17 protein-coding genes, 1 tRNA gene and 1 pseudogene are annotated in these 17,868 nt (G+C 47.3%); 11 read left to right on the top strand and 8 right to left on the bottom strand.

Annotated elements, in window-relative coordinates; genetic code table 11:
• Positions 1-93 precede the first annotated feature (93 nt).
• Complete coding sequence (locus ACES2C_RS06570) at positions 94-411, top strand: rhodanese-like domain-containing protein (RefSeq protein ID WP_374166186.1); 318 nt, start codon at positions 94-96, stop codon at positions 409-411.
• Between the two features lie 65 nt (positions 412-476).
• Positions 477-671, top strand: coding sequence for a DUF6358 family protein (locus ACES2C_RS06565; RefSeq protein ID WP_374166185.1), 195 nt, complete (start codon positions 477-479; stop codon positions 669-671).
• Positions 672-675: 4 nt separating this feature from the next.
• Here the strand turns inward: ACES2C_RS06565 and ACES2C_RS06560 are convergent, their stop codons facing one another.
• Positions 676-1,422, bottom strand: coding sequence for a hypothetical protein (locus ACES2C_RS06560; protein ID WP_374166184.1), 747 nt, complete (start codon positions 1,420-1,422; stop codon positions 676-678).
• Positions 1,423-1,564: 142 nt separating this feature from the next.
• Here ACES2C_RS06560 and ACES2C_RS06555 point away from each other — a divergent pair, with 142 nt between their 5' ends.
• From ACES2C_RS06555 to ACES2C_RS06540, 4 genes are all read left to right on the top strand, one after another.
• On the top strand, positions 1,565-2,440 hold the full coding sequence (locus tag ACES2C_RS06555) for a YicC/YloC family endoribonuclease (protein ID WP_374166183.1): 876 nt from the start codon (positions 1,565-1,567) through the stop codon (positions 2,438-2,440).
• 32 nt (positions 2,441-2,472) lie between these two features.
• Entirely contained in the window at positions 2,473-3,042 is a 570-nt protein-coding gene (gmk, locus tag ACES2C_RS06550) for a guanylate kinase (RefSeq protein WP_374166182.1), read from the top strand.
• A gap of 103 nt (positions 3,043-3,145) precedes the next feature.
• Positions 3,146-3,649 carry a nicotinate (nicotinamide) nucleotide adenylyltransferase gene (nadD, locus tag ACES2C_RS06545; RefSeq protein WP_374166181.1) on the top strand — a complete coding sequence of 168 codons (504 nt, stop codon included), beginning with the start codon at positions 3,146-3,148 and terminating at the stop codon, positions 3,647-3,649.
• Positions 3,650-3,700: 51 nt separating this feature from the next.
• Positions 3,701-4,306: a tRNA-(ms[2]io[6]A)-hydroxylase gene (locus ACES2C_RS06540; RefSeq protein ID WP_374166180.1), complete on the top strand. Its 606-nt coding sequence runs from the start codon at positions 3,701-3,703 to the stop codon at positions 4,304-4,306.
• 4 nt (positions 4,307-4,310) lie between these two features.
• Here ACES2C_RS06540 and ACES2C_RS06535 read toward each other — a convergent pair whose 3' ends face one another.
• Both ACES2C_RS06535 and ACES2C_RS06530 read right to left on the bottom strand, forming a co-directional pair.
• Positions 4,311-5,912, bottom strand: a complete 1,602-nt coding sequence (locus ACES2C_RS06535; protein ID WP_374166179.1) for an FAD-dependent monooxygenase — start codon at positions 5,910-5,912, stop codon at positions 4,311-4,313.
• A complete protein-coding gene (locus ACES2C_RS06530) occupies positions 5,909-6,616 on the bottom strand; it encodes an SAM-dependent methyltransferase (protein ID WP_374166178.1) in 708 nt (235 codons plus the stop codon). The genes ACES2C_RS06535 and ACES2C_RS06530 overlap by 4 nt, the downstream gene beginning before the upstream one ends.
• Positions 6,617-6,841: 225 nt before the next feature.
• On the opposite strand from ACES2C_RS06530, the gene ACES2C_RS06525 reads away from it, so the two are divergent.
• The gene (locus ACES2C_RS06525; protein ID WP_374166177.1) at positions 6,842-7,561 is read left to right on the top strand and encodes a hypothetical protein; all 720 of its coding nucleotides are present in this window, start codon (positions 6,842-6,844) and stop codon (positions 7,559-7,561) included.
• 111 nt (positions 7,562-7,672) lie between these two features.
• Here ACES2C_RS06525 and ACES2C_RS06520 read toward each other — a convergent pair whose 3' ends face one another.
• The 3 genes from ACES2C_RS06520 to ACES2C_RS06510 form a co-directional block, all read right to left on the bottom strand.
• Positions 7,673-9,001: a hypothetical protein gene (locus tag ACES2C_RS06520; protein WP_374166176.1), complete on the bottom strand. Its 1,329-nt coding sequence runs from the start codon at positions 8,999-9,001 to the stop codon at positions 7,673-7,675.
• Positions 8,928-10,937, bottom strand: coding sequence for a TonB-dependent receptor domain-containing protein (locus ACES2C_RS06515; RefSeq protein ID WP_374166175.1), 2,010 nt, complete (start codon positions 10,935-10,937; stop codon positions 8,928-8,930). Before ACES2C_RS06515 ends, ACES2C_RS06520 begins: the two co-directional genes overlap by 74 nt.
• A 67-nt stretch (positions 10,938-11,004) precedes the next feature.
• A complete protein-coding gene (locus ACES2C_RS06510; protein ID WP_374166174.1) occupies positions 11,005-11,418 on the bottom strand; it encodes a VOC family protein in 414 nt (137 codons plus the stop codon).
• 197 nt (positions 11,419-11,615) lie between these two features.
• Between ACES2C_RS06510 and ACES2C_RS06505 the strand changes: the two genes are divergently transcribed.
• From ACES2C_RS06505 to ACES2C_RS06490, 4 genes are all read left to right on the top strand, one after another.
• Positions 11,616-12,167 (top strand): dihydrofolate reductase family protein, encoded by a 552-nt coding sequence (locus tag ACES2C_RS06505; protein WP_374166173.1) that lies wholly within the window; start codon positions 11,616-11,618, stop codon positions 12,165-12,167.
• Between the two features lie 458 nt (positions 12,168-12,625).
• On the top strand, positions 12,626-13,108 hold the full coding sequence (locus tag ACES2C_RS06500) for a hypothetical protein (RefSeq protein ID WP_374166172.1): 483 nt from the start codon (positions 12,626-12,628) through the stop codon (positions 13,106-13,108).
• A 3-nt stretch (positions 13,109-13,111) separates the two neighbouring features.
• A complete protein-coding gene (locus ACES2C_RS06495; RefSeq protein ID WP_374166171.1) occupies positions 13,112-14,548 on the top strand; it encodes an ankyrin repeat domain-containing protein in 1,437 nt (478 codons plus the stop codon).
• 18 nt (positions 14,549-14,566) lie between these two features.
• Positions 14,567-15,544, top strand: a complete 978-nt coding sequence (locus ACES2C_RS06490) for an ankyrin repeat domain-containing protein (protein WP_374166170.1) — start codon at positions 14,567-14,569, stop codon at positions 15,542-15,544.
• Between the two features lie 155 nt (positions 15,545-15,699).
• On the opposite strand, the gene ACES2C_RS06485 is transcribed toward ACES2C_RS06490, so the two are convergent.
• Both ACES2C_RS06485 and metG read right to left on the bottom strand, forming a co-directional pair.
• A tRNA-Arg gene (locus tag ACES2C_RS06485) sits at positions 15,700-15,771 on the bottom strand.
• Positions 15,772-15,778: 7 nt separating this feature from the next.
• A pseudogene (gene metG / locus ACES2C_RS06480) lies at positions 15,779-17,838 on the bottom strand (methionine--tRNA ligase).
• Positions 17,839-17,868 lie beyond the last annotated feature (30 nt).

Raw genomic sequence — 17,868 nt, 5'->3', positions numbered from 1 at the left:
TTGAGCCGGCAGGTAAATATTTTACACTGCTGTGATTGCCTGCGGGTGCTGAAGGTTTCGCTTTTACTATATTTGATTTAAAATACTCAGATTATGAAAGAAATAACTGTGGAAGAGCTAAAGCAAAAGATTGACAGCGGCGAAGAATTTCAGCTGATCGACGTGCGTGAGCCGTTCGAATATGAAGTGTCTAATCTTGGAGGAGAGAATATTCCTCTGGCCGGTGTTCTTATTGAATCAGATAAAATAGCCACTGATAAACCAGTGATCGTTCAGTGCAGAAGCGGAAAGCGCAGTGCTGCCGCTATCATGCAGCTGGAGCAGCAGCTCGGATATGAGAACCTATACAACCTTGAAGGAGGTATCCTGGCCTGGAAGGAAAAGTTTGATCCTGATATGCAAGTTTATTAGTTAAGAGGACTGTTCATGCTTATCATCTGTCATGGAAGTATGAACAGTCATTTTATTCCCACTCTATGTTTAAGCGGATCGTACTGAACATCATCTATAACCTCTCCCTCATTTTTTTGGTGTTCTCCCTGGTTTGGAGTTTCAACAACCGACATTACGGCCTTATTGTCGCTTGTTTATTTCTCTTGGGGCTGATCCTTTATCTCAAGATGCGACTTGTTAAGGAAGTGAAAGAATTTGCGCGGAAGCCGAAGCGGTAAGTCGCTACTCTTTCTTTACCGGTTCTTTCTGTGAGCCTTCCTTTTGCTGCTCTCTGCCGGCCTTGAACTCCTTGTATGAGGTCCTGATATAGACCACCAGATCATAGTCATTCCATCTTCTAATCTGCTCAACAGTGGGAAGATATTCCGACCTGAAATCAGGAAGCTCCTCATCTGTGATCGGCACGGCGTTCTTGATGGCCAGATCGTTGAACTTTCTGCTGATCTCCTGGTAATCCATCTCATTCTCCGCGTACTCCTGAAACCGTCTCGCACGTTTGGCGTTCTTTCCGAAAAGCTCATTGATGGCCGTTAAGGGATGAAATACGGCGGCCAGCAGGGGTGGCTTTCCGTTATAATATACGCCTTTGCTCCTGTATGACTTCTCAATCTCGCTAAGCTCGCTCTGGAGGGATTTCCCTTTCACGAGCACTTCGTTCAGTTGCGTTACAGGAATGAGATAAAGCAGCATATCCTTAAAATCAGACACCACGACGGACTGCGGCGTATATCCCACAGCGGAGATCTCAAGCGTATCACCCGGAGAAGAAAGGAGGCTAAAGAAACCCAGCTGATTGGAGGTTACCGATAATTTGGACTGTTTATTCAGAATCAGCGCTCCACTTATTCTAACTCCCCCGCCACGCTTCAGCACTGCGCCCTGCTGCGGCTTTTCAGTTTGCGCGCGGGCAGTTGTAAAAGCAAAGCCAAGCAGAACCAGAAAAAGGCATATCAGTTTACCTAAAGACATATACATAACTAAAGTAACTTATATTTTCGCAATCGCCTTTCATTTAACCATTTTTAACACAAAACCAGGGCCACAGGCAAGGCTACCGGTTTGAAAAAGGTAAACTAACCGGTTAGATTTGAATAAAATAGTATCTTTGCCCATGATTAAATCCATGACTGGTTACGGTATCGCTTCCAGAGACTTCCAGAATGCGAAGTATACCGTAGAGATCAAATCACTAAACAGCAAGTTTCTCGAGCTTGCACTAAAATTACCAAAGGCATTTTCTGACAAAGAGCTGATTCTGAGAAATGAATGCAGCAAGCAAATTGAAAGAGGCAAGGTCAACATCACGTTCACTATAGAATATGCCGATCTCGAAAAAAAGACGGCTTCTATTGATAAGGAGCTGCTGAAACTATACTACGGGCAGCTGAAAGCTTCGGCTGATGAGCTGGAAGACAACGGCACCAACCTGTTGTCACTCGCTCTCAACTTCCCGGAGGTGATCAGATATGATGAAGAGACGGTTACAGAAGAAGAGTGGCAGGAGCTTTTCACCACATTTTCGCAGGCGATGTCTGAATTTCAGAAGTTCCGCATTGACGAGGGAAATGTACTGCAAAAAGACCTGGTGCTGAGGATCAACAACATTCTGAACTCCCTGAAGCTTGTGGAAGAACAAGATCCCAAAAGAATACCGGTAATCAGAGAGCGGCTTTCGCAACTCCTCGACGAATATGTAGGAAAGGAAAACACCGACGCGAACCGGCTGGAGCAGGAGCTCATTTTCTACATCGACAAACTCGACATCACAGAAGAGAAGATCAGGCTCAAGAGCCACTGCGACTATTTTCTGGAGGCGCTGAAATCATCGGATGCAAACGGCAAGAAACTGGGATTTATCTCGCAGGAAATTGGGCGGGAAATTAATACGATGGGTTCAAAGGCCAACGATGCCCAGATACAGCAGACCGTTGTACGCATGAAGGAAGAACTGGAAAAGATAAAAGAGCAATTGCTTAACGTACTTTAATAACACAACACACTTAGAACATATCACAACAAATGACCCAGGGCAAACTCATTATATTTTCAGCTCCCTCAGGCGCAGGCAAAACCACCATCGTTCACTATCTTTTAAAGAAAATCCCTGAACTTTGTTTCTCAATATCCGCAACCACGCGGGAGTCGCGCGGAACGGAATCGCACGAAAAGGATTATTATTTTATTACCAAGGAAGAATTTTTGCACAAGGTAGCCAAGCATGAGTTCGTTGAATTCGAAGAAGTGTATTCGGGCACCTTTTACGGAACCCTCCGCTCGGAGATACAGCGAATATGGGATGCAGGGAAACACGTCGTTTTTGACATTGATGTACAGGGAGGCATGAGGCTGAAGAAGAAGTTTGGCAAGCAGGCACTTTCCATCTTCGTGCAGCCGCCATCGCTGGAAGTACTGATACAAAGACTGGCAGGGCGGGGAACCGACAGTGCAGAAAAGCTGAAAGAAAGAATAGCCAAGGCAGGAAAAGAACTGACCTTTGCAGAAAATTTCGATATAATCCTTCCCAATAACGACCTGCAAACCGCGTGTGACGAAGCAGAAAAGATCGTCAGGAGTTTTTTAGCTAAATAAGGACACTGTCTGCACCAGAGAGGAGAGAAATAACGATGAAAGTTGGACTTTTTTCGGCTCATTTAATCCTATCCATGTTGGCCATTTAATTATCGCAAATTATATGGCCAACTATACATCTCTTGAGCAGGTATGGCTGGTGGTATCTCCCCATAATCCGCTCAAGGACAAAAGCGGTCTGATCAACATGTACGACCGGCTGGAAATGGCGAAACTTGCAACGGACCACGCCGTCAATTTAAAGGTAACTGATGTGGAGTTTAAGATGCCGCAGCCCTCTTACACCATTGACACACTTGCCCATCTGACTGAGCGATATCCGGAGCACGAGTTTTCACTGATCATGGGAGCCGACAACCTTGCCTCTCTGAAAAAATGGAAGAATTACGAGCTGATCCTGCGGGATTATGGGGTGTTCGTTTATCCGCGGCCTGGTTTTGACAGCGGAGAACTGGCTAGCCACCCCTCTGTGACGCTTACCGAGACCCCGCTCATGGAAATTTCGTCGACCTTCATCAGAAAGTCGCTTAAAGCAGGCAAAAGCGTTCAGTTCTTTTTACCAGATGCCGTCCTTGACTTTATAGATGCTAAAAACCTCTACCGCTGATGCCGGTTAAAGGCTTATCTTTACTTTCAATTTACCGGAGATAACAAGCATATGGCCAGCACAGAAAAAACCATCCTGAAACTTAAGCTCCCGACTGATCCGTTGTGGGTTAAGAACGTCGTGGAAAGCAACATTGAAGAGATTCTAACAGACCATGCCTTTTGTGAACAAAAGGCAGCGAGCAATGCAATCACACTGATTGTCCAAAACCCCGAGCTGTCTGACCTGGTGCAGGAAATGGCCGAACTGGCTAAAGAAGAGATGGACCATTTTAAGCGCGTTCACGATATCATCCTGGAGCGCGGATACGTACTCGGGCGGGAGAGGAAAGACGACTATGTCAACGAGCTCCTCAAGTTTCTGAAGAAGGGAGGCAGCCGTCGGGATCAGCTGATAGACCGGCTGTTATTTGCAGCAATGATCGAAGCCAGAAGCTGCGAACGGTTTAAGGTACTTTCAGAGAATATAGGAGACAAGTTCCTTTCGGAATTCTATCACGAGCTGATGATCAGCGAGGCGGGCCATTATACCACTTTTATTAAGCTGGCAAAGAAATACGCGGAAGGTCAGGATGTAGATAAGCGCTGGAACGAATTTCTGGACTATGAAGCGGTGGTTATTCAAAACTACGGTAAAAAAGAGACCGTGCACGGATGATCTACTAACCGGCTTTTCTCCAGCCCACTGTTTCTTTGAGATAGCCCTCGATCAGTTCGATATCTACAACATCGTTCATATAACCGATGTGAAGGTCGGGCCTCACAATGACGGCCTTTTTTCCGTCTTTCGCTAGGTTAAATGCGGCTGCAATATGCTCGTTAGCTGATGAGGGAGGGAGATAATAGAAATTGAGGAGAGCCGGGTACGTGCTTTTAATCCACTTAGCCAGGAGATAAAGATCGCGCTGACTGAGAAGTCCGATTACGAGGAGTGTAAACCCAGGCTTTGAGCACCAGGCATAAAGATCGGTCTTCTCCTTTTTCTTCTCATCAAACAGCTCCAGGTAGGGAAGCCGGTCGCCGGCCATGACCTGTCCCGGCCGGGCATGATGAACAGACAAAGCGGAGGACCGATAGCTGATGTTAGTTTGTGCTATTTGCGAAAATAATCCCGCGGGAAACGCTTTCCCCTTCCACTTCCAGTTCAGGACTTTAGACAGGAGCCAGCCTCTCAGCCGCCTGATGAGCCAGTTGCGGCTTACGGCGATGCTGAAGAAACGGTCAGTAGTCTTCAGAAGCTTAGCCGCCACCGGGAGGCGTTCAGCCTGGTACGTGCTCAGTATTCCCCTGTCAAACTCACTCATGATTACGCCAGCCAGCTTCCACGCCAAATTGTATGCATCCTGCAGCCCTGTATTCATGCCTTGTCCGCCAACCGGAGAATGGATGTGCGCCGCATCGCCTATCAGGAAACATGTTCCTCTTCTGAAACGGTCGGCAATCCGGTGATGCAGCTGGTAGACAGAGAACCAGTTACATACCTCATCCTGAATAGGGAAGCCCAACGTGTAGGTAAGGTAGGGTTTAATCTCAGCGAACGAAAGGTCTTTCCGCTTCTCCAGGGTTTCGGGCAGAACCCCAATAAAACGGTAGCGGTCGTTCTTCATAGGAAAGACGCCAATAAAGCCTTCGGACCTGAGGAATACCTGAACCTGGTTTGCCGGGCCTTCCCGCCTTAAGGTAAGATCGGCAAGATAAAAGCGATTAAGGTACGTCCCTCCTGAGAAATTGAAGCCCAGCATTTGTCTGACGCCGCTCGATGCGCCGTCGGCCCCTATCAGCCAGTCGCAGTCAAGCTCCTGCACCTCCTCCCTGTTCCTTATCAGAACACGCGTCCCCTTGTCCTTCATCTGTATTTCGAGCAACTCACAATTCCAGTACACAGGGCAGGCATGGGCGGTAAGGTAGTCAAGCAGGATCTGCTCGGTCTTGCTTTGTTCAAGCACCAGCACGTACGGAAACTTGCTCTTCACACCAGAGTCAGCATCGAGGCTTACCGTTCCCAGCAGTTCAGTGTCTTCATAAGCAGATAAGCCACTGATCATGTTTCCATGCTCAAGGAGACGTTTCTCCAGGCCCAGCTGCCGAAATATCTCGAGCGACCTTGGCTGCACCGCCAGGGCCCGGGATTGCTGATTAATACCAGTTTTTACATCAACAACAAGAGGCTGAAGGCCGAACCTGAGTAGCTGAGCAGCCATCATGAGGCCTGAAGGGCCGGCACCGACAATCAGGATCTGGCAGTGTGAGGGTAACTTGATCATTTCAACAGGAGGAAGATGGCAGGCTTCTTATGAAAGTCTGGCTTAAGCTTCCGCCATTGATCAACAGGCAAGGAAATAATTTGTTCATCAGCTCCCGTTACGTTACAGGCCACGCAAAGACGCGTCCTGCCCTGACAGGACCGAAGGATTTCCTCCAGAAGCTGATTGTTCCTGAAAGGCGTTTCGATAAAGATCTGTGTTTGACGGTACTTTTCAGAGCTTAGTTCCAGATCGCGGATCTTCTTAGCTCTTTGAGCCTTATCGATGGGCAGGTAACCGTGAAATGTGAAGCTCTGACCATTAAAGCCGGAGGCCATCAGGGCAAGAAGAATGGAGCTTGGTCCGACCATTGGTACCACTTTTATTCCCCGCCGGTGTGCCTCAGCCACTATTTCAGACCCCGGATCTGCCACTGCAGGGCAACCGGCCTCACTCATTAAACCTACATCCTCTCCGCTCTCCAGCTCGCCAAAGTAGTGCGACAGGTTATCCTTTTCTGAATGCTTGCCATAGACATGGATCTTCAATGAGCTCTGGGGATTTTGCAGCCCCATCTCCTTCAACCAGCGCCGGGCGGTCTTTTCATTCTCAACAATATAGGTTTTGATATTGTTAATCAAGTGGCCCTGCGAGGCCGGCAATACCCTTTCTGCAGAATCGTCTGCAAGAGGGACGGGAATAAGAAAAAGAGTTCCTTTTGGCATTATTGCAAATTTGACCTTTTTTCATTAATATAAGTTGTTTTTTTAAAGGGCAATGAAGCCGATCAGGAACAGGAAGCTTTTATTCTTTTCGGTTGATGGCCGGCTTCCCTGTTGGCTTTTTGTGAAAGTGTATTTTTTTAATGGCTACAAAGCACACTCAACCACTTTCTTGTGCCGTTTGGGTGCGCAGCTCATGAATGGTTTTTGTATGTAAAAGGAGGAAATATGAATACGTTAAGTGTTAACTGGTTTATAGAAGGATCCGTCGATTTCGAACATAAGAAATATCAGTTACTAGCCTACCTGCAGCAGATTAACAGACATTTCAACAAAACCAAGCTATATCCGGACCTCAACGACCTTGTTTTTCATTACAATAACCTGCTGAAGTTCAAAGAAAACAAGTCGGGTTTGCAGAAGTCCTTTCCCGAACGGCTCACCAGTGCGGATCTCGAGGCGGTAAGATTAACATACGAGAAGATGGTGGAGGACGACTCGCTCATGCAGGAGATTGAGCAGATCATCAATTACTCCATCAGGCAAATTGACCCTGCTATAAAAGCAGGGAAAGAGATCTATGACTTTGTGGAAAGCAGGCTCAGAATTGAAACGATAGGTGTAGTGCCGTTATATCCCTACCACGGCTACATGCTCCTGCGTAACGGGGATGCAAAGGGCACACATGTCTACGAGTTTAGGGTGACTATTTTTGAAAATAAAGACGAGAAGTACAGAGGCATCAGCACCGAGCATGTGACCACGTACGAAAGCAACTTCATATACGGAACGCCTGAAGCCATCAGGAAAGATCTGATCCATAGCCGCAGAGAGTTTCCGAATCCGGCTGTTTACCATGTGGAAACCGATATTACATTTCCGCTGGAGCAAACCTTGCTGCCCCTGGCTAAACGAAGCCTGATTAAGTATATCTCGACAGCAGCGTAGGGACCGACAGATGCAAGCGTGACATGGAGGATAAATGCGCTGATTAAAAACAAAAAGAGGCCCTGCCGGTGTCGGCAGGGCCTTCTTGTTTTGAGGCCAAATGGCCGGTTATTACTGATTGAGTCTGTAACGGAGACCGATCTGGATCCTCCATCTTGAATTCTCGTCTACCTGGTTGTAGAAAGTGGAAGTCAGCGGAATGCCATTCGCTTCGTCCACCATCGGGAATGAGAAGGTAGGTTTGCCAGTAGCATCCAATCCTTTATAAGAAAGGAGGCTTGTGCGATTAACCGCCTTTGCCACACCCCATTCGCGGTTGATCATATTTCCGAAGTTAAACACATCCAGTGTAAACTGGAGCTGGTTACGCTTTCCGCCTGCCTTGACAAAAATATCCTGCGCAATACGAAGGTCAAGCGTTCCAATCATAGGAGCAACGAGTCCGTTCCGTTCCGCGTACTTTCCTCTTCTTGTGCTCAGGTATCTGTCCTGTGTGATATAGCGGTCAAGCTGGGACCACATCTGAGCCGCAGTCCTTGTGTCAGTGGGACTGTTCGGTACGAGGACTATTTCATCCTGATTGCGCGGCACATAGATCAGATCATTCCCCCTCTGTTCGTCGTTGTTCAGGTCATTATCATAGACGTAAGAGTAACGCAGGCCGTCCTGCAACTGATAGAACAACGATATCGTGGTACCAAGATGTTTAAGATATTCCTTTCTGTAAGCGACAGAAGCAATAAACCGGTTTCTCACCATGTAGGATGAGTAAGACAGGGTCTCTGAGTTAGGATCTCCTACTACGTACCTGTCGCGCCACATACTTTGAGCAATAGAACCTCCGTCGTTAACAGATCGGGCATCGGTATAAGTATAACCCATCATCGCAAAAAAACCGCTCTTAAACTCTTTCTGGAGCGTTCCTGTTAAGCTTAAGCTATGCCCTTTGCTGGTATTGTCCATCACGATGGCGTCGGAGATATTCGGATTAGCCGGAGTTGGATTGGCTGCGCCATATATTCTGGGCGCCGTGTATCTTGGACGATTATCTGCACCGGCCAGAGCGGTATAGGCAGAAGTATTAAGGTTGGCATTTCTTAAATAGACCGCATTAAGGTCTTTTGCATATAAAGCCTCCAACGTTCCGGTAACGCCACCCGGAAGCACTTGATCCACTGCCAGGTTACTTCTCCATATCTGCGGAAACTTAAAGTCCTTCACAGTCACTGCTAGATTGTATCTCGTATTGTTTGCCGCTGTGGCGTTGTTAAGGTTGCGGAAAGCGTCAACATCCGGATTGAATGGACGGTTTTTAGGGTTATCGATTGATTCAGAACCAAATTGTACCCCGTTATTGCTTGCCTGATTAGACAGCCAGACAAGCGGAGGACGTCCTGAGAAAATACCGGTCCCCCCGAAGTTGCGTAGTACCTTCTCCATTTACGTTGTAGTTGAAGCCAACCCTTGGCGACCAAAGGATGCTGGTTTTTGGGAATTTGCTTACATCAAGCCTTTCTCCGCTAGCAAAAAGAAGGTTTGCTACATTCTCATTCTTCTGCTTGTCCATCACTTTGATCATGGGCAAGTCCGCTCTCAATCCTGCTGTGATCTTCAGATCGTCGTTTACAGAATAAGCGTCCTGCAGATAGAAGCCAAGCAGGTTGGTGCGAAGGCGTGCGTAAGGAAAGGATCCACCCGGTAGTACCGAGTACTGAACTTTGTACAGGGCTGCATTTGAAACACCGTCCCTGGCGCTCTTATAGAAGTCGTCCATGGAGTTGAAAACGTACGCACCGTAGTAGTTTGGCGCAAACCCGTTCAGTGTCTTGTAATGCTCAAAATTACCGCCGAGAGTAAACTCGTGCTTTCCTGTATAGAAGCTTACGTTGTCTGTGATTTGCAGGACATCTGTGTTCAGCTTATTAAAAGCTGTGAACGGCTCATAGCCAAAAGAGGTATAGGCTGAGCCCCCCGGATTCTTTATGTCTACCAAAGGAAAAGGCTTGTTCCCTTTACTCTCACGGAAGTCACGCATGCGGTTATAACCCAGGGTGAGTTGGTTTGACAGCTTACTGCTAAACCGTGTTCTGAGCTCCAGGTTCACATTGTCCATGTTGTTGTTAATGCCATATCCGGCAGACTGGAACGGCAGTGAGTTCCTCGATGGCTGTCTCGAGTTTCCTGGCGCACCGCTGTTACTTGGCAGAATGTCTTTGTATGACCTGAAGTAAAAATACTTAGCGGTAAGCGTGTTCCTGGAATTGATGTTGTAATCAAGCTTCACCGAGAATTTGTCGCTGTTCTGGTCGAGGGAATAGTTCTCGTAGGGACCTGGGTTGTAACCGAGGGATTGGAGATATGTTGAAAGTGCGTCGAGGTCTTCTCCTTTCACGTTGGCCACGTTAGGACCGGTGCTGCCGTTCCGAGAGGCGATAAAGGAGGTACCCGGATCAGTACGGCGCTCCAGCTCGCCGCTTAGGAAGAAGAACAGCTTGTTCTTGATAATCGGACCTCCAGCTGTAAAGCCGTAGCCTTTCAGATCGAAGTTCCCAACAGGCGACTTAACACCGGTGTAGATCTTCTTGCTAACCAGGTTCTGACTTCTTGTGTAGTAGTTCAGGGATCCCTGAAACTCATTTGTACCACTGCGTGTCACTGCGTTGATAGCAGCTCCTGTAAAGCCGCTCTGACGGACGTCGTAAGGAGCGATGTTAACGGAGATCTCTTCGAACGCGTCCATGTTGATCGGCTGCGAGTTAGTCTGGCTGCCGATGGTGCCCTGCAAACCGAATGCATTGTTAAACAGCGCACCGTCAACAGTAAAGTTATTAGCCAGATTGCTTCTGCCGGCAAAGCTGGGATTGTTGTACTGCAGGGAGAACTGCGGAGTAAGCTTCACAAAGTCCACGAAACTGCGGTTCTGTGTGGGAAGGTTCTGAATCTGCGTGCGGGAAATGTTCTGCGAAGCACCCGTACGGCCGGAGTTGATAATCTTGCTTTGCTTACCCGACACTACAACTTCCTGCAGGGTGGCACTGTTAGGGCTTAGCCTTAAGTTTACGGTGTAATTCTGACCAAGTGCAAGTTTGGCAAGTTCCTGCTGAGCCACGTGATAACCAACAAAGGTAACTTTCACAATGTAGGGGCCGCCGATGCGGAGGTTAGGAAGGTTGTAACGCCCGTCACCTCGTGAGGTGGTAGAATAAGAAGAGCCGGAAGGCTGGTGCAGGGCAATGACAGTCGCACCTGCTAAAGGACCCTGGTCATCTGTCACCTGTCCGCTTATCGAAGCAGTAGTTTCGATCTGTGCCATAAGACGCCCCGCGCCTGGCAACAGCAAAAAGATAAGAAGGAAATAAAATAAACGTGTTTTCATCAATTTAATTTGATGCAAAACAAGCCCGTCCGTGTTCCTTCTGCATTAAGAGGCTGTTAAGTTAGGGTTAAGATTTATCCGAAGGCGGGCCGTTCGGATCCATCCATACGAATTCCCAGTGATGACCATCGAGGTCTTCAAAGCTGTGCTGGTACATAAAGCCATAGTCACTGGCCGGATTGGGTATCGTAGCACCTGCTGCTTCTGCCTTGGCAACCATTTTATTGACGGCGTCTTTGCTATCGGCAGATATCGCAATAGAACACTCAACAGCTTTGTGAGCATCTAGTATTTCTTTCTTCGTAAAAGATTGAAAGAAGGCTTCTGTCAGGAGCATTACATAGATGGTGTCGCTGATGATCATGCAGGTCGCTTTCTCGTCGGTAAATTGCGGGTTAAAGGTATAACCGAGCCTGGTAAAAAAATCGACCGATCTGCTGAGCTCTTTAACGGGTAGATTCACAAAGATCTGGGTTGCCATGACGTTCTTCAAATTAGTTTATTCAAAAATAAACTATCGACTACTCCCTGGAAACATGGAAAAACGACAAATCCGGGGGAGATTGCGACCTGGTCTATGTCCGGAAATGTTCCTTCTTTGTCGCGGATCACCCTCGAAATATCTCAGTCCATTCTTTACATTTACTTCTACCAGCAAATCATACAAAAGCCAGTAAGATGAGAAATGTAACGTTCGGTATAAACATCAGCCTGGATGGCTATTGCGACCACACCGCTTTTAACCCCTGCGAAGATGTTCACGACTATTTCACAGGAATAATGGAGGATGCCGACCTGATCTTTTTCGGCCGTATCATGTATCAGCTCATGTTTCCCTATTGGAGCGATATTGCGAAAAATCAGTCCGGGTCAGAAGACGAGAACAGATGCGCCGAAAAGCTTTGTTCGATTGACAAAGTTGTCATTTCGCGAACGTTAGAACATGCAGAGCAAAACACCCGAATTATACGCAGTGATCCTGCCGGAGAACTCCTGAAGCTTAAGCAACAGCCGGGCAAAAAAATTATGGCAGACAGTATTAGCCTGCTTCCCGAATTAATAGCAGCAGGGCTCATCGACGAATTCCATTTTGTTGTCCATCCTGTGATGATGGGAAAAGGAAGACGTCTGCTGGATCACAACAGCATCGGGAATAAACTTAACTTAAGGCTCCTTGACACAATACGCTTCAAGTCCGGATGCGTAGCGCATCATTACCTGAAGCAGTGAAAAAACGGTTACAGCGAGAAAGGTTTTAACCATCGGTGTGTGTAGATCCAGATCGCCCTTGCCCCCGCGTGTCCATTTAAGCGACAGCGTCAATGCTAACCCGGCCCCATCGGTTTGGCAAAGGGACAGCTTTTACTCCTTTGCCTGGTGTACATATGGCTTTTGAACTTGATTTTAACAGAAGCGCAGGGGGTCGCTTAAATTAGTAACAAAGTAACGATCAGACAGATAAGAGCCTTCTTCATCCGCAGGCAATGAAATTTATTATTTTTCGTCAACAAGACCATCTTACAAGTGTTTCTTTAATCAATTTGCGATGCACATTCGCTTAAATGTTCAAAGCCAGACTTTAGAAAGTATTTGCAGACAGGAATGATCAATGCCTTAATACAGATCTATTTTTTCAATCGCTTTGCAGCATTCAAAACAAAAATTAGCTCAAATACTAACATGCAGCTATGCTATTAGGAAGCACAGTTAATCATAAAGCTACTTCTGGTTCGGAACCTTTCATTTTACAGCTGCTGCTACAGCAGCGTTACGCAGAAGCATATGAACTGCTGATCAACCAACGATCTGTTTCAACGGCTGCGCTTTACAATACGGCGCTTTGCCTGCATTGGAGCGGCAATTACGAGCAAGCGCTAAGCCACCTTGAACGAATTCAGTTCACTCCTCCTGTCAGCCGGGCCAGTCCGCTTAATCCTGATAAAGAATTCAACCAAATCAGGAACAAGCAAAATCAGACTGACGACTATCTTCAGGGAATGAGCGAAGCTTACGTTGAAAGCTTTCCTGCTTTGGTGCACGACGCCATTGTCAGGCTTAAAACTAATTGCTGGTTACAATTGAGCAATTATGCAAAAGTGATAGCCATAGCCACGCCGATAGCTCACAAAGGATATAAAGATATTACAGAGGCACTAAAATTAGCCCGATAAAGAATGACAAAAGAATTTGATAAAATAAAAGAGGCGTACCAACGCAATCTATTTGCAAGCGAAGATGCAAAGGCTGATATGCCGGCCATGTTCAGGCAATTGCCCGACATCAGCATCACCAATGAATACGAGGAGAACCTATACCATCTGGCAGCTCGTTTTGCAGATGCGGATGCCATCCGCTTTCTAAAGGAGGCCGGCTTAAAACCACGTACCGATAAATACGGGAACACCGCGTTACATACACTCACTAGCACCCGCTTTAATTTCACCGATCCAAAACTGGAAGAAAGAGCTGCGGAGATTTACCGTGCTGCTCAGGCTTTGCTGGATGCTGGCATCAACCCAAAAAAGAAGAATGATTCAGGCAAAGTGGCTTACTTTGAAGCAGGCCTGCTGTATATGTATCCATTCCTGCAGGCTATGGGCGAAGCCGGCGTCAGGATGGATGCCACGGACTCGGGGGAGATGAATGTGTTGCATGCAATCTGTGAAAAACTGGGTAACCGAAAAGATATACCGGGCGCCATACCGGCCGTTATGAAAACGATAAGGATACTGCTTGAAAAAGGTGGTATTGATATAGAAGATAAGGACGCATTTGGGACCACGCCCCTCACTTATGCGCAGCGCAGCGGAGTAAAAGAGGTAGCGGCCTTAATTTCCGGGGATGAAAGCGATGTGGCTACTGGGGGGATGACCATCCATCAGGCTGTGTTAAATCGCGACCCTGTAGCGTTGGATGCTATAATAAAGGCAGGAGCCGATCTAAACGAAATAGACGATCAGTACCGTCGCACGCCACTGATGCTCGCTTGTGAGTATCCGTCTGCACCATTAGTGCAGCTATTGGCTGAAAACGGTGCAGATGTCAATTTCAGGTCGGGCAACGGCGAGACCGCTGTTTACTACTTACTAACTAAAGGAGTGAGCAACTTAGGCCGCGGCATGAGCAAAAACCCCAAAGACATTGTAACGATGCTGCAAGTTATGCTGGCAAATGGACTCAATGCTGATGCTGCCGTTGACAATGAGGGCAATACGGCACTGAACCTGGTATGCCAGGCCGGTTATATGGCCGACCTGAATACGACGCTGGCAGAAGAGCTGATTGATGCCGGCGCTACTATTGACCAGCCTAACCAGTCGGGCAAAACACCGTTGATGTCGTTTGCTCAGAAAGGCAACGAAATGAAATATGGCATTGCCGAATTATTGCTTGATCATGATGCCGATGTTACCTATGTAGATCAAGCAGGCAATACAGCTTTAATTTATGCCGCCGGCAACTCTGATCACAGCTCCGGAAAGAGGATCGTCTCCCTGATTGTGGAAAAGGACAAGTCGACTTTGGAAAGGGTAAACAATGCAGGGCAATCGGCGATGGATATCGCTATTCAGCAAAACAATGAGGCGGTGGTTAAACAATTAATGAATTAGACAGGCAAGCAATACGCAATGGATAATATGTTTTTAAACGCATGTAAAAATGCGCAGAAAGGAATTGTACAGGCTTTTTTGAAAAAGGGCGGAATTAACGTAGATAAACGCGATGGTTTGGGCAACACCCCATTATACTACGTTTGCAGCAAAGGCGCCAGGGATATCGTCAAACTGTTGATTGACTCCGGTGCTGACGTTAACCTGGCCAACAATAGCAGCGAAACCCCGTTGCATGTTGCCGCTCGGAATGGAAATAAGGAAATTATTAAACTGCTCGTTGAGGCTGGCAGTGATATCAACGCCAGCAACAACAGCGGGCAAACGCCCCTGTTTTATGCAGTATTGGCATACAAAACCGAACCCGCCTTATACCTGATCAGTTTAGGAGCAGATACCTCTGTTAAAGACAATGCCGGTTACAACGTGCTGGATCATGTTACAGCTAACGGCATGCGAGATTTGATTGCAGCCATTTCAAACGGAAGTGTGGCACAAAAAGACGATCATGGCAACACTCCGCTGCACCAGGCGGTATATAATAACAGAAGTGAGACAGTACAAGCTTTGTTAAAAGCAGATCCTTCCAATGTAAATGAGCTAAATAATGATGGCGTTACCGCTTTGGTTCTGGCTGTCAACAATTCCAATATCCATCTGGCAGAACTGCTTATTAAAAACGGTGCTGATGTAAATCTGCGCCTGTTGAACGGAAACTCTGCCTTACACTACGCAGCCGGAATGGGCAATCATCATCTGGGCAGATTGCTGATCAATGCAGGAGCCGACATTAACGCGCGCAACAGTTTAAGCGAAACGCCGCTTCTAGTAGCTGCACAATGTGGGTTTAATGATTTCACGGCGATGCTGATTGAAAAGGAAGCGGATGTAAACGCTTTAGACAACGAAAGCCGGAGTGCCATGGACTTTGCCAGCGAACGAGGTTATACGGAAATCTTAGAACAACTGCTAATGGCGGGGGCAGAAGGGAAGTAAGTGCATTCTCAGAGAGAAAAAGTCATTATTGCACTTTTTCTCTCCAGTTGAAGCGAGAGGAATCGAAGCAAACCCTGCGTTTGGCATCCTTCGGAGGGGCACTAAACTCGCTTTTTAAACAAAAATCCCGCTCTACTCATCGTAAAGCGGGATTGTAGCCCCGACGGGAATCGAACCCATATCTAAAGTTTAGGAAACTTCTATTCTATCCGTTGAACTACAGGGCCAACTTCCTCAGCGGATCACACTACCATTCGCAGTGCTTTCTGCCGGAGTTACAAAAATAAGTTTTCCATCTGTATTTTCCGACATCAAAATCATTCCTTTTGAAACAATTCCTTTAATTTCCCTTGGCTCAAGGTTCACCAGGATGCTTACCTGCTGCCCAATGATAGCTTCCGGCTCAAAATATTCCGCAATACCTGATACCACTGTTCTGGTGTCAATACCAGTGTCAATGGTCAGTTTCAGCAGTTTCTTTGTCTTGGCTACTTTCTCAGCAGCCAGGATGGTTCCCACCCGGATGTCCATGGCTGAGAACTGGTCGTAGCTTACATTCTCCTTGGCGGGAGCCGCTTCTGCCGGCGCAGCTACCACTTCTTTAGCGCGGCTAAGTTTCTCCAGCTGCCTCTCGATCACCGCATCTTCCACTTTTTCAAACAGCAGCTCTGCCTGATTCAGCTGATGTCCCTCCGCAAAACGGATCTTCTCACCATAGGCAAGACCGTCTGAAGGAAGGTTCAACATGGAGAAGATCTTGCCGGAAGCATCCGGAAGGAATGGCTGGGCCAGTACGCCCAGGTGTGCAATGATCTGCACACAGTTTTGCAGCACTTCCCGGGTGCCCTCAGGATCGGTCTTAAACGTCTTCCACGGCTCTTTATCAGTGAGGTACTTGTTCCCAAGTCTCGCCACATCCATCAGTTCGGAAAGCGCCTGCCTGAATTTATAATTCTCTATACCCTCAGCTATTGCTCCGTATGCTTTATCAACCTGCCCCTTTAGCACCTCGTCTGTAAAGGCAGTAGTGCCGCTCAGTTTCCCCTCATAATACTTATGCATGAGAATCATCACACGATTCACGAAATTTCCGAGGATGGCAACAAGCTCATTATTTACCCGCGCCTGATAGTCCTTCCAGGTAAACTCGCTATCTGATGTCTCCGGAAGGATTGAAGTAAGAACATATCGCAGTTCGTCCCGCTTTCCGGGGAACTCCTCCAAATATTCATGCAGCCATACCGCGTGGTTCCGCGAAGTAGAAAGTTTGTCGCCCTCCAGGTTCAGGAACTCATTAGCCGGCACGTTTTGCGGAAGGATATACTCGCCGTGCGCATGCAGAATGGATGGGAAGGTGATACAGTGAAATACGATATTATCCTTGCCAATGAAGTGGATCAGACAAGAGTCATCCTCTTCGTTTGCCTGTTTCTTCCAGTAAAGCTGCCAGTCTTTGTTATGATCCAGAGCCCACTGCTTGGTAGCAGAGATATAACCGATTGGCGCATCGAGCCACACATACAATTTCTTGCCTTTTGCTTCTTCAAGCGGCACATCGATACCCCAGTCCAAGTCTCTGGTCATGGAGCGGGGCTGAAGGCCTGCCTTAAGCCAGGAACTGCACTGCCCGTATACGTTCGTCTTCCATTTATTTTTTTGCCTTCAAGCAGCCATTCCTCCAGCCAGGGCTGATACTTGTCGAGAGGAAGGTACCAGTGCTTCGTCAGTTTCAGCTCAGGCGTCTTTCCACTCAGCGTAGATTTCGGATTGATCAAATCGGTCGGACTGAGTGAAGTACCGCATTTCTCGCACTGATCGCCATAGGCACCGTCGTTTCCACAGTTAGGGCACGTTCCGATGATATAGCGGTCGGCCAGGAACTGATCGTATTCGGCATCGTAATATTGTTCCGATTCCTTCTCAATGAACTCCCCCTTCTCGTAGAGGTTCAGAAAGAACTCCTGAGAAAGATCGTGATGAATAGCAGAAGAAGTGCGGTGATAAATGTCGAAGGCGATGCCAAAGCGCTCAAAGCTGTCTTTTATCTGCTCGTGATACTTGTCAATGATCTGCTGGGGAGTGGTACCCTCCTTCTTTGCTTTAATGGTAATGGCAGCACCGTGCTCATCGGATCCGCAGACCCATACTACATCTTTCTTCCGCAGACGAAGATGGCGTACAAAAATATCAGCCGGAATATAGGCTCCGGCAAGGTGACCAATATGAAGGGGCCCGTTTGCATAAGGCAACGCGGACGTAATTGTATATCTTTTAAAATTATCTAGTTCAGACATTCAAAAATCGATTGTGGATAACCGTTCAAA

The sequence above is a fragment of the Arcticibacter sp. MXS-1 genome (genome assembly GCF_041902385.1).
GTDB lineage: Bacteria > Bacteroidota > Bacteroidia > Sphingobacteriales > Sphingobacteriaceae > Arcticibacter.
This window is presented reverse-complemented; position numbering and strand designations above follow the sequence as displayed.